Raw genomic sequence first — 13469 nt, forward strand, 5'->3', positions numbered from 1 at the left:
CCGGGCGGGCGGGTTCGGCTGTCAGTTGTCGGTGCAGCCGAAGTGCTTGATGCAGTTGGTCAGCCGGAGCGCCTCGTTGGCGCCGGGCTCTAGCTCCTGGAGCGCCTGCAGGTCCTCAACGTCGAAGGACATGGTCGTCACCTCCTTGTGAATGCCGGGGCCGCCTGTGGTGCGGCCGTCTGTCATCGCCGTCCCGCTGCGGGAGCGGCGAGTCTGGGGGCCTCCTCCGGCATCCACAACCGGGCGCACCGGTCGCGCAGCCGGAGGAGGAAAGCGACGATCCCCGCCGTACCGGCGAGAAAGGTCGGCGGGAAGTCTCCCCGGGGGCCGGGGACGAGCAGGCGGCCGCGACGATCGGCCGCGCGCAGCTCCAGACATCCGGCCAGATCTCGCGCCCACCGCCGGTAGCGGTCGTCGCCGGTGAAATCGGCCATGTCGAGCAGGAATTCACCGTCGCCGGGCAGTCCGTGGCACGGCACCGGCCCTGACTGCCATCGCGTACGGTGCACGGCCGCCGCGGCCTTGCGCGCCAGGTCCAACGCGGACGGGTCGCCGGTGGCACGCCAGTACCTCACGAGGAAGGAGCCGATCCCGGAGGAGCCGCTGCACCAGTACGGCCGGCGCGGGCGCACTGTAGACAGGTCGCCGCGCTGCGTCGGCCACCAGACGGTGTCGCCGTCCACGTCGGCGTGTTCGCGGAGGGCGCGGGCGATCTCGTGGACGGTCGCCGTCCAGTCAGGCCGGTGGAGGGCTCGGCCCGCGTGGAGCAACGCGGTCCCGATGCCGGCGATGCCGTGCGCGAAACCGAAGTGGTTGGCCCCGGCCAGCCCCGAGTCGAACGTCTGCGGCGTCGGCCACTGCGGGTGGCCGTTGCTGTACGACCGCGCCTGGTGCAGGTTCTGGAAGGCCTCGGCGGCCCGGTCCCGTAGCGCGAGATCTCCCGAGGCCAGGGCGATGTGCAGGAGCGCCGTGCCGCATCCGGCCAGTCCGTGCGTCATGTCGGAGCTGGGGTGGTCGGTGGGCAGCCGCCGCGCTGTCCGCACCGCGAACCGGGCCAGCTCGGCGTCGCCCATGGCCGTCGCCGCGTCGTACAGCGCCCACACCGCGCCGGAGCGCCCGAAGTGAAGGCCGGGCGGCCAGACGTCCTCGGCCGCCAGCCGCCGCCTCAACCAGCGGGCGAGTTCGGCGGTCGCCGGGACGTGCGGTTCGGCCCGCGTCAGGACGCCGAGGATTCCCGCCGCGCCGCCGTTGACCGAGCACGGATCGGCTTCGACGCCGTCGGCGGTGTCGGGCCACGGCGAGGGGGCGTCCTCGCCCGTGTCCATCGTCTCCACCAGGTGCGCGATCCCGTCGTCGATCAGGCGGCCGATCCGCTGCGGCGGCCGGGACCGGTGGTGGGGAGCGGCCCGCTCCGGGGCGAGCGCGGTGAGGAAGCGGAGGCAACTGTCCAGCGACCAGCGGCGCTCCGGTTCTGCCGACAGCAGGCCCTCCACCAGCGGTCGCAGCAGAGCGAGCGTGGGGTTGGCCGCTGCGACCGCCGCCACCCTGGCCGCCTGGTCGGGGCCCGGCGGGTCCAGGTGGGCCCCGACCGCCAGGAAGTACGCCATGGCGCCGAGGCTGTAGAGGTCGGCGGCTGCGTGCGGGGCGGGCCGGAACTCCCCCGTGTGGCCCGCCAGCTCCGGGGCGAGGTAGCCGGGGGTCCCGCCCACCATGACGGTGGTGCCCGGCACGGCCGCGTGTTCCAGGTCGATGAGCCGTAGTTCGCCGCCGGGCGAGATCATCACGTTGTTCGGCGACAGGTCGCCGAACACGTAGCCTCGGCCGTGCAGCGTCTTCAGCGACGCGATCAGGCGGCTCATGACGGGCAGGACCTGAGCCGGCGCGCTGCCGAACCCGTCCTCGCCCAGGGGGCAGGCATTCTCGTCCGACCAGCGCTGCAGCGTGATCCCCGGCACGAACTCCTCGACGAGGAAGGTGTGGCCGCCCTGCTCGAAGAAGTCCACCACGGCCGGCGTGATCCCGGCCGTGGCGAGGTCCTCCAGGCAGGAACGTTCGGCCGCGATCCGATCCCGCGCGTCGCGGCCGCTCAGATCGGCGCACGCGTGCGGACGCCCCTCCTTGACGACGACCTCGTGGCCGGTGGCGGTGTCCTCGGCGAGGTAGACGCCGCCCCGGTTGGCATGCCGTACGGCCTTACGGACGATGAACCGGTCATTGAGCATCACCGCAGACGCCCGCGGGCGCCGGCTCACCCCCGGAACCTCGAACGGGCAGATCGCGAACGGCGGCGGGGAAAAACTCGGCCGCCGTTCGTCGGGAACGAGCCGGCCCTCCGGAGAACGCAGCCGAATCTCGTAGAACCCATCGTTGCCGAGCACACGATGCCCGCTGAAGGCGCCGTAGCGGTAGTGGACGATCCCGCCTGCCCGGTACGGACGATCGGAAAGGATCACCGGGCCGGGAAGTCCCCGGGTGACGTCATCGAGCAAGGCGGCCAGGCGTACCGACTCGGCGTCGTCGAGGGGATAGGCGGTGATGAACTTCCCGGCCTGCGCCCGGCTGCAGTGCGGTTCGAGGAATTTCCAATAGTCGCTCAGCCGGGCGGGGAACTTGAAGGCGCAACGGGCCTCGGTGAGCACTCGCGAGACGCGGGCGAGCGTCACCGGGGCGGAGAGCATCGTCGCGGAGACGTGCAGCTTCCATCCCTGGTGGGGCATCGGGTAGGCGTCGGGAGTGACCTTGCACCACAGGTCGTCCTCGGCGATCGACCACTCCCGCGCGGCCGCGCGCCCGAGTTCGGCGGTCACGATGTCGCGCAGAATGGCCGGGTCTTCCGATTGCGTGCCCACGTAACCCGCTTCCGCTCTCGCCGCTCTCCTGCGAACCGAGAGTCGCTAAATGCTCTTGCAGATGAATGGGAAATGAATTGAATGCGAGGTGAAGGCCGGTTTCCCGGCCGCAGGAGAGCGCGACCCGCTTTACCGGCCGCATTTATTTGCCTTTTTGTTTCGTCCGTTGAATGGCTCTCGGAGATCGTGTTCGTTGGAGCGTTGAGCGCGGCGTCCAAGGACACGTCGTCCACGGCGAGCGTGGCGTCCAGGACGGCGAGGTGCTCGGCGATCACCTGCCAGGAGCCGGTCGGCCCAGTCGACGATCGCGCCGCCGGACAGGTTGGCGATCGCCCCCGTCATGGCACCGGCTGCCGGCGCGTCGACGACAACGTGGGGACGGATGCCGATGCCCCGGACATTGCCGGGTGCCGGCGCAGCGGCCAGGACCCGCGAGAACACCTCCCTTCCGGGCGCGCTCACGGCGTGCCCCTGGATGCCGCCCACAGCCGGCTCGGAACCAGGCTCGGACAACGTCAGGACGACCCGGTCGAAGACGGCGCCGACCGGCTGGCCTTCCTGCGCACCCTGACGGCGCGCGGCCTGTCCGGCGTCCACCTGGTCGTCTCCGACGCCCACCACGGGCGGGTGGAGGCCATCTGCGGCACTTGGCGACCACCAGCTCGGCCTTCTCGCTGCTGGTCAAGCCGGGCTCCAAGCCGCGATCGATGCGGTCTTGCCACCGCCAGGTATGGATCGTCTGACTGTTGATCTCCAGATCGTGCGCCAGGTCGGTGACCTTGCGCCCCGCCTCGAGAAGGGCCGGCACCTTGCGCCGGAGCTCTGGCTGGTAGCCCCGTCGTCCTTTGCCACTTTCCTCTCATCAAGTGGCACAAGATTCCAGTAACCCACCTCTACTCAACCCAGGACACAGCATTCAAAACCCTCCACCTGCACCTGACGAGTGGGCGATATTGGGATCGAACCAGTGACCTCTTCGGTGTGCAGCAGGCATATTGACAAGGTGATCAGGCGTATTTGCTCCTCAGGTCCACATTTGGTGGGCACTCATGTGCATGGTCACGCTGCGGCGGGCCTCCCTGACGTCTTACTCAATTTGTCACTCAATCTCTCACTCCCCCGGCTGCCGTCGTCCCACCGAAAGAGGTAGTGGGTCAGCTACGCGGCCTTGCGCTCGGCACCAGGGATCATGAAGTCGGCGGAACGGGCCAGCCAGACCACGGCCAGGAGACCGGCGACCGCCACGACGTCGTCGTGCCCGCCATCGTGAGCACGACGGGCAGCACCAGAGCGAGGATGCCGTACTTGACAGTGGCCCGCTGGAAGCGGTTGTCGTCCCGCTGCGCCCGCGGGGCCAGCACGTTCCAGATCAAGGACGCCAAGTCGGCGACCGATGCGAGCGCTCCGACTGCGTGCCCGGCCAACGCCAACCCCAAGCCGACGGCGGCGCACCCGCATCCCAGGGCGCCGCTGACACGCAGGATGAGGACATGTCTTCGGGTGCCTCCCAGGGCTGGAGAGAGCAGGAGCACGACCCCGAGCATCGGCGCGAACGTCACCACCGCCACCCACGGAGACCAGGCCGTCAGGAACGGGGTGACCAGGGCGGACGCCGCCGCGACGTACAGCACTACGCGCAACCGCATTGCGTCCCGGTCCTGCTCCGCCAGCGGCCCGGGCAGGAACTCCCACAACGCCAGGCCACCACCAGTCCCGCCAGGATCAACAGGACCACGTTCGGCCGCGTCACCTGGACGCTCGCGTCCGGTGCCGCGAACAACGTCATGCACCACAACACCCCGAGATCACCGGCGGCCAGCGCGGAGAGGCAGACGCTTGTGACTATGAGGGCGGGAATGCCTACACGGTGACGACGGATCACGTGACACTTCCCAGAGGACAGCAGGTGACGGGGGGACGCCTCCCAAGCGAGCCGGGCACTCGCAGGCATGCGCGGGCCTCACTGGAGGTCGGCGTGACGATCGGCCCCATTGCCTTGATCCAGGAAGGGAACCTGAGTGGTGTGTGCCTCAGCTCGAACGGTTGGGAGCGCGAAGACTTCGCCGTCCATGTCTGGCGGTCGGTGCGTGCCGGCGGGGACACCAAGGCTCCCAAGTCGCGCCGTACGCTCCGGCTTCCCCGTCGACGCGTTCGGGCCCTGGTCGCGCTCTGGGATCATCTGAACGTCCGTGGCGCAGCCCCAGGCTATGGTCAGGATGCGGGACTGATCTTCGCCACCCGGAACGGCACCATGATGAGCGCAGGCAACGTGCGTCGCGAGTTCCGCCGGGTGATCACGCGGGCCGGTCTGGTCGGTGCCGACTGGACGCCTCGGGAGATGCGGCACAGCTTCGTGTCACTGTTGTCCGCAGACGGTGTCCCCATCGAGAGCATCGCGCGGCTGATCGGACATGCCAGCGGATCAGCAGTCACCAAGAAAGTCTATCGGCACCAGATCCAGCCCGTCATCCAGGACGGCGCGACTGTCATGGATCGGATCTTCCCTGGTGACGCCCCCGAGCGGGACAGTCACTCAGCTGGTCACCGGAAAGATCAAAAGGGCCACTTCCCATGTTGGGATGTGGCCCTTGACCTTGGTGGGCGATACTGGGATCGAACCAGTGACCTCTTCGGTGTGAACAACGCGATCCGCCGTAGCGAACCAGCACCGAAACACTCTTCCCCCAGCTCAGGCCCAAGTTCGGCCTCAACGGATCTCAACTCACGTCAACGCGAAACGCGGAGATCCACTCCCATTCCACTCCCACCGCTCGGGCACTCCCTGCAATCCCTCCAGACATGGCAGGTAACCATGACGGTCACTTGACCGTCATGGTTGAGACTTCAAGAACCCTTCCGAATCAACCAGAGATGACGCAATATGAACGGATCCCGACACGGGGGAGCAAGACGGGACACCCGGAACGAGAAGCGGCCAGGGGGGCAGCTTTCAAATGACAATGACGTCATCCCACCCAGAACCCACATACAGCACCGAAGATCACAAGCTCGCCCTCATAGAGCAGACCTATCCAGGCTGGCGCATTCGACACAGGCGGAATGAAATGTGGACGGCTGTCCGCATCGCTCCCCCTACGCCAGCACAGGCCGCCGCCGGCCTGCATGACTGCGTCCTACAGCCCGACCTCGACGCCCTGTCTGCCGTCCTATGCCAGCAACTCCTGATCGCGCAGACAACCGGATAGGTCACACCTTCGGCCAGCCTTCCTTCGGCCGAACGAACGTGCCAAGCGAGGACACCGGCAGCACGTACCCCTGCTCCTCCAGGTCCGTTACTGCATGGCGCACGGTGTTCATTCCAACCCCGAACTCCTGGGTCAACTGCGTCAAGCTGGGGATCTTTGTCCGCGGCTGGTAGACCCCTTCAAGGATCCGCGTGCGGAGAACCTCCATGAGCTGGACCCAGCGAGGCCGCTCAGGATCAGGCTCCCAATTGATCATGGAAGAACGGTAGTGATCCCAGGACGCCCCCAGTCCGCCGGGAACCGCCCAGACAGCCCCAGACATGCCTAGGCGTGTCTAGGCATGCCCATGACAAACGAGGGTAAGAGGGGGTGAACGCGGCGGCGTGGAAGCAGATTCCTCACGGAGCTGTCGGGCCCACGCCGCCGCTCTCTTGTGTACTCCACAGTCGGCGGCAGCGCGTCTTCTTTCGTCCGGACCTTCCGTCTCTGGAGTCACGCCATGCGCTTACGCACGGTCCGCATAGCCGTGATCGCGGCCTCATTGACTGCCTGCTCGACTTCAACCACGGCAGCTCCCACCGCCGCGACGCCGGCTTCCTCCCTCCCCGCAGAGACGACGGAGAGCACTACACGGGCCGCGAGCGAGACACCCACTTCCACCCGGCAGCTCACCGGCAAGGAGAAGGCGTTCATCAGGGACGCCCGAAAGAAGCTCCCGGAAGGCTACCAAGACGCCACCGACGAAGACCTGATCAGCTTCGGGCACGACTTCTGCGGCCAAGGCAGCTCAGAAACGATCTACGACGACCAGGGCGGAAATCCTCCCAACGTCGAAGGGATCGCCACCTACAAGAGCATGATCGGGTCCGTGGAGCGCAGCGCCGTCCTGCACTTCTGCCCCAAGTACATCAAGACGTGGAAGCAAGCCATGGGCGGCTTTGACGACGGCGAACACCAGGTCGGTGGCAAGAGAGGCATCAAGCCGGGCCGCTACCGCACCCTCGATAAGGGCCTGAAGGGCTGCTACTGGGAGCGCGTCTCCAAAGGCGGCGAGACGCTCGCCAACAACCTGGTGACGTACGCACCTGGCTACATCACTGTCACCATCCTTCCCACAGATGGCGGGTTCTCCAGCGGCGAGGAGTGCTACTTCTGGGTGCCTGCCGACTTGTGAGAGCCGAGGCTGTACATGCCCACTCCCGCTGAACGACGAACTATCGCCCGCATCGCGGCCAACGCCCGCTGGGCGAAGGAGACCGACCGTTTGGCCGCCACCGTCAACATGCGGCGACGCTCCCCCGCATCGCTGGACTACTGGCTTGAGCGCGTGGATCCCGACTCCACGATGCCGTACGCCGAGAGAGTGAAGCGCGCCACGAACGCCAGGACGGCCTACTACGAGGCAATGACGCTCAAGATGCGCAAAGCGAAGGCAGCCAAGAACCGCGGTGGCCTGTGAGCCAAGACGTAATCATCTCAGCACTTCGAGCTCTCGCAGATTTCCTGGAGGCGCACCCTTCGCTATCTCTCGCCGAGAAGCCGCCAGCCGATGTCCCCACCTTGAACGAGATCAAGCAGTGGCCCGCCACCGTGGACCCACCCACCGCCGGCCTCGCGTTTGGGATCAGCCGCAGCTACTCATACGAGCTGATCAAGCGGGGCGAGTTCCCTGCCCAAGTGATCGAGGTGGGCGGAGTCAAGCGCGTGGTCACAGCTAGCGTCCTACAGACGCTCGGCGGAGCAACGTGAAGGAGAAGTAGGGCACAGGCCGGTCTGACGCGAGGCGAGCGAACCGGCCTTCGTTCTTCCTACTGCTGGGGGCCGTGAATCTCGACCAGGCCGGCCGGGTAGACCTCGATCGCCCCGTCGCCTGATTCGATCACGGTGACCCATCCGTCTTCATCGAGTTCCAGACGCTCGCGCTCGTCTGAGTTCGCCAGTCGCGAGAAGCTGCGAGCCCCAGGCCCCAGCTCGATGACAGTGACGAGATCCGACCCGAGGCGGACGAACGATCCACGGTTCCGGACCGTGTAGATGATGCCGAGGTCTCGCAGGTGCTCGATCGCCTGCATCATCGTGTTGCGGGCGACGCCGTACTCGTGCACCAGGTCAGTGACCGTTGGCAGCCGCTTTCGGGGTTGCCACTCCCCCGCCTCAATACGGGCGCGTATCAGGTTCGCCACCTGCAGGTACACGGGGAACTCCGACTCATAGTCGATCACGGTTCGACGGTAGGTCTGCCTACCATCAGTCCTTCATTTAGCTCAATCTACTTAGGGATCTTAAGGACATCAGATGATGATTTGAAGACTATTACCTAGACTACTGATGAGTAACTGCCTATGGTCGTGCCATGGCCCTCCCCGACTTGCCTAGCCGGGAGAGCCCGGTCACCTCCAGCGGAGATGACGGGCCTCCCCCCGCTGAAGACGTGCGCCACGACTCGCCATGCCCAGACGGCTTTCTGCGGCGTGCCCGCGCCGAGGACGAGCTGCTGCTGTTCAGGCAGTGGCGCCGCCTCACCGCCGCCCGGCTGCGTCGCAGCATCGCCCCGTGCAGACAGACGGGAGGCGCGTGATGGGTTTCCTCTTCTGCCTGGCGTGCGGCGACACCGTCGAAGAGAACGCCGACGGCGACTGGGAAGGCCCCACTGGGACTGCCTGCCGCAAGCGCGCAGCCGGCCACCTGGTCAAGCAGGTCATTCCGGAACCGAAGGACAAGCCGTGATCCCCCGCGACTTCCGCGACGAGTTCGCCGCCATCGCTCCCGAAGGTGCCGTCTACTCCTTCGAGATCGACGCCGAAGGCGGCTGGTGGCTCACCGAGGCTGGCCGGCGAGGCCATCAGACGAAGCCGTGGCGGCCCGCCGAGGACTGCGACGTGCTGGCTGCAGTGACTCTGCTCTACATGCTGAACCAGTTGGGGCCCGTGCCGATCACCGGCGATTACGCCAAGGCGGCGGCAAAGGGCCGCATCTCCGAAGGTGATCTACGCGTCGCGCTGATGCAGAGGGCATACGGCATCTATCTGCGTCATCTTCGGCGCTGACCCTTAGACCACCCCTGCCCTGGTACTGGAGGGGGCCAGGGCAGGGGTGCAGACGCCGCCCCTGAGGGAGGGCTCGCGCCGCCCGACTTCCACCAGTCGTGGCGCTCGCTGCGGGCCGGGACCTCCCCAGGGACGGCCACCAACCTCCACAAACGAATAAGGACCTCCCGCTCAGGCTGCAACCCGAGCGAGAGGCCCTGCAACCGGACTCCCGCATCACCGAGAGGACCGATCGATGCAGAACCTACTTGAATTAACGGGACCTGTCCCGTGGTACGTCCCATGGATCGCCGGGATTCTCGGGCTCGTCCTGTCCGTCTTCCTCCTGCGCGGCCTCATGGCGCAGGGCCGGCGTCTCCTCTCCGGCAAGCCGATCGAGGAGCTGCTGACGGTCGTGGCCGCGTCCATCGCGACGGGCGTGTCCGCGCAGGGCATGTGGCGCTTCTCAGGGGACGTGCTGGGCCTCGACGGGCCGCTGCGGCTGCTGCTGTTCGCCTTCATCGAAGTCGCGATCATCACGAGTGCCGTACGCGCCCGCCGCAACATGCGCGCCAACTTCTCCGCCGGCATCGACGGCATCGCGGTGTGGGCGCTGACCTGCCTGACCGCCGTCCTGTCCAGCATGGACGCCCGCAGCCTCCCCGAGGCCGTCTTCCGCCTGGCCGCCCCGCTGGTCGCCGCCTGGCTCTGGGAGCGCGGCATGGCCATCGAACGCCACCGCATCCGCGGCACCGGCCGCATCAACTGGCGGCTCACCCCCGAACGCGTCCTAGTGCGGCTCGGCCTAGCGGAGGCAACCGACAGGACCGCGGGCGACGTCGACCGTCAGCGGCGCATCAGCCGAGCAGCGCTCGCCGTCCTGCGGGTGGACGACCAGCAGCACGCCAAGCCCAGCAAGCGGCGCAAGGCGCTCGGCCTGTTCCGCAAGAGGGTCGCGCAGGCAGTCGAGCACGCCGGCCTCGCCTCCGACGAGACGGCTCAGCAGGCGCTGCTCGACCAGATCGACACCCTGCGCAGCGTTGACGCCCTCGTCGCCCGTCAGCGGATCGCCCGCTGGGCCGACCCCGTCACGCAGGAGAAGCGCGCCGAGGCCATCGCCGCGATCGAACAGGAGCAGCGGTTCGATTCGGCGGAGGCTACCCAGCGCGCGCTCGACAAGGCGGCGGTGACGCTGATGGCGTTGACCGAGCGTGTGACCTTCGACGTAACCTCGGCGCAGGTCAATTCTGGGATCAACGGCAAGGTCAACAACGGTGCCGTTCCGCCCTCCCGAGAGGCGGGTAAGTTGACCTTCCCGATGACCTCCCCGTTGACCGTCGAATCGGTCAACGGGGGACTCAAGTTCGACGTCAACGACAACGCCTCGTACGACCTTGCGCAGCTACTTGCGGCCGACCCGTACATGACCCCGCTGTTGACCCCGGAATTGATCGGCGGCGGCGTCAACAACGGAGTCAACGAAGACCCTCGGGACGCATCCAAGACGCAGGTCATGCGTGACTTCTGGGAGAGCGAAGTCGCCGAAGACCGCTACCCCACTGTCAAGGATCTCGCCACCCATGCGGACGTCGATCCCGCCCACGCCTCCCGTAAACGCAAGGAGTGGGTTGCCGAGCTGCCGTGGCGTCAGCGACGTAAGGCCGACCCGAGGCGGAGCATGGCGTGATAACTCTGCTGCCGTGGCTGTTCCTAGCCCTACTCGTGTGTGGTGTGCGCGAGGTGTCGCCCGAGGCGCTCACCCCGAGCCAGATCCGCGCTCAACTCCAGGCATGCGGATGGAGGCGGATCGCAGGCCGCTCACTCCAGATCGCCGTCGTTGTCGCCCTACTCCTGCTGGCCGCGTGCGCCCGGTTCTGCTGGCACGCTCTCCATGGCATCGCTGCTGTCCTGGTGGTCCTCGCCGCCGGCATCGGCTCACTCGACCCGCCGCAGACGCTCCCCTCCCCTGAGGACACCTGATGCTGCTGTCACTGCTCCTCGTCGGTGTCGCCGCGACGCTGTGGCATCTGATGCGGCGCCCAGCCCGGGGAGCACTGACCGCTCACCGCGAGGGCGGGACAGGCACTGAGCTGGTGCCAGCACCTCCCCTCCCTGAGGGCAAGGCGCCGTGGTTCGTGCGCCTGCCGCTGCCTGTCCTTTTGCTGGTGTGGCCGGTTCCGCTCCTGTGGTGGCTGGCGCGAGTACCGGGATGGTGGCTCGCCCGGCGTATCGGACGGCGGCTGTGGCGGCACCGGGACCTCCACGCCGTCTGGTGGGCGTGCTCGGCGTTGTACGTCTTCGCTGCTGCCGCTCACCTGCTGGCCGCCCCGTGGGCAGCCGTGGCCATGGCGATGGCTGTTCTGGCCGCTGCAGCGCGAGTGCTTGTCGACCGGACGGGCGTGCTGCCCGTGCAGGCCGACACGGTAGCCGGAGCGCTCGTAGTGCTCGGCCTGTGGATGACAGCGGCCACCGTGTGGGGGCCGACCGAGATCCTCAACGTGGCCTGGCTCACCCTCACCCTGGCCGTTGTCGCGGCCTGGTGGCTGCCGCGTGACGTGCGCGCATGGCGGCACCTGCGCGAGCGCGTCCGCAACTGGGCTGCCACCCTGCCGATGGTGTTCGCCGCGAACGGGTTCGCCGGCGTCACCGTCACCCGGCCCGAAGTGACCGGCGCCGGCCAGGTGGCCTTCCCGCTCCGCCTGCCCGTGAACGTCACCCGGGAGGACATCGACAAGCCCGCCGCCCGCCGCCACATCGAGACCGGCATGCACTGGCCGAAGGGCAGCATCCGCGACATCAGGCAGGACCCCAAGCACACCTCCTCCGCCCGAGCAGTACTGATCTGGCAGGAAGGCCGCATCGAAGCACGCACGGTCGCGTTCGACCCGCCGCAGATGCCGACGACGGCCTACGACGCGGTGTGGCTGGGCTGCACCGACGACGGTGAGCCGTTCTACGTGTGGCCGTTCGTCGAGGGCTACGGGTCGATCCACGGCCTGTACGGCGGCAAGACGGGCTCCACCAAGTCCAACCTGCTGCGCCTACGGGCCCTGCTTGCTGCTTACACGCCGAAGCTCATCTGGGTGATCGACCTCAAGTCGGGCGGCAAGGCGTACGCCCACCTGCTGCCCCGGATCGACCGGATCGCCGTCACGGAGGAGCAGGCCGCGGAGATGATGGCCGACGCTGCGGCGATGATTCCCCTACGCGCCGAGCTGCTGCTGCCCGAGCACAACCAGGTCCTCCCCGCTACCCGGGAGTGGCCTGCTGTGGAGATCTTCGCCGATGAGGTGCGCGTCATCTGGGCCAAAACCCGCAAGGCAGCTGCGGCGATCGTCGAGGACACCAACAAGGTGACGTCGGAAGGGCGGGCGTTTAACCTCGCCGTTCACGGCGCCACCCAGTACTTCAACCAGGATTCGGTGCATCCAAAGCTGCTGCCGAACTTCACCACGAGCTTCGCCGGCCGCACCCGCAACGACGCAGACTCCCAGTTCCTGCTGCGCGGCTGGAACCGGTTCAGGACGAGCGAGCTCCCTCCTGGAGCGTTCTACGTCCAGTCGTCCGGCTCCGATGACACAACGCTGCTGTTCACGCCGGAGGTGACGGACGTGATGCTGATGGAGGCCGCAGCGGCGACGGAAGGGATCGCGCCCACGCTGGAACCCTCGACCGCGGACCGGCTGCCGTTCTACCGGGACAGGTGGGCGGGGCTGCCGGACACGCTGCTGCAGCACGCCAGCGACCGCCAGCGGGAGATGGTCCGGGAGGCGAGGGAACGCGCGGGCCGGAAGGGGCGGCGTGTGGCCGCTGCTGATGGCCGACCCCGCCTGGTGGTGAGCGAGACGATCGAGCCTCCCGGCGAGATGGACGCGCTCACGGCCGAGATCGCCGACCCGCACCTGCGGGCCCTGGTGGAGGTGCACCTCTCCCCCGGCCTGGTCACCACCGCGATGTCCAACGACGCCGTCTCGCCTCGCAGCCGCGCGTGGGCGAGCGCACGGCGGGCGGCCTGGCGGCGCAGGGGACTGATCGAGCAGCCGAAGCAGGGGCAGTGGCGGCGGAGCGCGGGGGAGCGCGAGCTGGTCGTGGGCGCGCTGGAGGCGGAGGAGGAGCTGCGGTCCGGGCGAGCCGAAGGGGGAGACGACCCCAAGCCGGCCGAGGGAGGCCCACATGCTCAGCTGCGGATACCCCCAGATGGCCCCTCGGGCAGGGGCGGGGAGGCCCAGGTAGAGGGTGGGCCCGACCCGGCGCCACCACTGGAGTCCCACACCCCGGGAGGCGGGGACAGTGACGGATAGTGAGCCCCTCTCCCCCGGCGACCGCCCCACCCGCTCCCGGACCTCTCCACACGTGCGCGCGTACGCGGGGGGTGGATGTCCAAACGA

Annotated in this window: 11 protein-coding genes and 1 pseudogene; 8 read left to right on the top strand and 4 right to left on the bottom strand. The window is 67.8% G+C overall.

Features of this window, described 5'->3' with window-relative positions:
- Positions 1-182 precede the first annotated feature (182 nt).
- On the bottom strand, positions 183-2849 hold the full coding sequence (lanL, locus tag ACIBK9_RS46905; RefSeq protein ID WP_397165550.1) for a class IV lanthionine synthetase LanL: 2667 nt from the start codon (positions 2847-2849) through the stop codon (positions 183-185).
- A gap of 81 nt (positions 2850-2930) precedes the next feature.
- On the opposite strand from lanL, the pseudogene ACIBK9_RS46910 reads away from it, so the two are divergent.
- Positions 2931-3527: pseudogene (locus ACIBK9_RS46910) on the top strand (transposase); the annotation flags it as partial.
- 509 nt (positions 3528-4036) lie between these two features.
- Here the strand turns inward: ACIBK9_RS46910 and ACIBK9_RS46915 are convergent.
- On the bottom strand, positions 4037-4495 hold the full coding sequence (locus ACIBK9_RS46915; RefSeq protein WP_397165552.1) for a hypothetical protein: 459 nt from the start codon (positions 4493-4495) through the stop codon (positions 4037-4039).
- Positions 4496-4824: 329 nt separating this feature from the next.
- Between ACIBK9_RS46915 and ACIBK9_RS46920 the strand changes: the two genes are divergently transcribed.
- Positions 4825-5676, top strand: coding sequence for a tyrosine-type recombinase/integrase (locus ACIBK9_RS46920; protein ID WP_397165553.1), 852 nt, complete (start codon positions 4825-4827; stop codon positions 5674-5676).
- 380 nt (positions 5677-6056) lie between these two features.
- On the opposite strand, the gene ACIBK9_RS46925 is transcribed toward ACIBK9_RS46920, so the two are convergent.
- Positions 6057-6311 carry a GntR family transcriptional regulator gene (locus ACIBK9_RS46925; protein ID WP_397165554.1) on the bottom strand — a complete coding sequence of 85 codons (255 nt, stop codon included), beginning with the start codon at positions 6309-6311 and terminating at the stop codon, positions 6057-6059.
- 243 nt (positions 6312-6554) lie between these two features.
- On the opposite strand from ACIBK9_RS46925, the gene ACIBK9_RS46930 reads away from it, so the two are divergent.
- Positions 6555-7229, top strand: coding sequence for a hypothetical protein (locus ACIBK9_RS46930; RefSeq protein ID WP_397165556.1), 675 nt, complete (start codon positions 6555-6557; stop codon positions 7227-7229).
- A gap of 90 nt (positions 7230-7319) precedes the next feature.
- A complete protein-coding gene (locus tag ACIBK9_RS46935; protein ID WP_397165558.1) occupies positions 7320-7514 on the top strand; it encodes a hypothetical protein in 195 nt (64 codons plus the stop codon).
- Positions 7515-7863: 349 nt separating this feature from the next.
- Here ACIBK9_RS46935 and ACIBK9_RS46940 read toward each other — a convergent pair whose 3' ends face one another.
- Positions 7864-8277, bottom strand: a complete 414-nt coding sequence (locus ACIBK9_RS46940) for a GntR family transcriptional regulator (RefSeq protein WP_397165559.1) — start codon at positions 8275-8277, stop codon at positions 7864-7866.
- Between the two features lie 355 nt (positions 8278-8632).
- Between ACIBK9_RS46940 and ACIBK9_RS46945 the strand changes: the two genes are divergently transcribed.
- The 4 genes from ACIBK9_RS46945 (at position 8633) to ACIBK9_RS46960 (ending at position 13382) form a co-directional block, all read left to right on the top strand.
- Entirely contained in the window at positions 8633-8782 is a 150-nt protein-coding gene (locus tag ACIBK9_RS46945) for a hypothetical protein (RefSeq protein ID WP_397165561.1), read from the top strand.
- Positions 8779-9102 (top strand): hypothetical protein, encoded by a 324-nt coding sequence (locus ACIBK9_RS46950; RefSeq protein ID WP_397165563.1) that lies wholly within the window; start codon positions 8779-8781, stop codon positions 9100-9102. Before ACIBK9_RS46945 ends, ACIBK9_RS46950 begins: the two co-directional genes overlap by 4 nt.
- A 235-nt stretch (positions 9103-9337) precedes the next feature.
- The gene (locus tag ACIBK9_RS46955; protein WP_397165565.1) at positions 9338-10768 is read left to right on the top strand and encodes a hypothetical protein; all 1431 of its coding nucleotides are present in this window, start codon (positions 9338-9340) and stop codon (positions 10766-10768) included.
- 478 nt (positions 10769-11246) lie between these two features.
- Positions 11247-13382: a hypothetical protein gene (locus ACIBK9_RS46960; RefSeq protein WP_397165566.1), complete on the top strand. Its 2136-nt coding sequence runs from the start codon at positions 11247-11249 to the stop codon at positions 13380-13382.
- Positions 13383-13469: the final 87 nt, after the last annotated feature.

The organism is Nonomuraea sp. NPDC050227 (assembly GCF_044459705.1).
GTDB lineage: Bacteria > Actinomycetota > Actinomycetes > Streptosporangiales > Streptosporangiaceae > Nonomuraea.

Coding starts and splice junctions, on each gene's coding strand:
- ACIBK9_RS46925 (WP_397165554.1), bottom strand. CDS start 6,311: ATGATCAATTGGGAGCCTGATCCTGAGCGGCCTCGCTGGGTCCAGCTC.
- ACIBK9_RS46955 (WP_397165565.1), top strand. CDS start 9,338: ATGCAGAACCTACTTGAATTAACGGGACCTGTCCCGTGGTACGTCCCA.
- ACIBK9_RS46930 (WP_397165556.1), top strand. CDS start 6,555: ATGCGCTTACGCACGGTCCGCATAGCCGTGATCGCGGCCTCATTGACT.
- ACIBK9_RS46945 (WP_397165561.1), top strand. CDS start 8,633: ATGGGTTTCCTCTTCTGCCTGGCGTGCGGCGACACCGTCGAAGAGAAC.
- ACIBK9_RS46915 (WP_397165552.1), bottom strand. CDS start 4,495: ATGCGGTTGCGCGTAGTGCTGTACGTCGCGGCGGCGTCCGCCCTGGTC.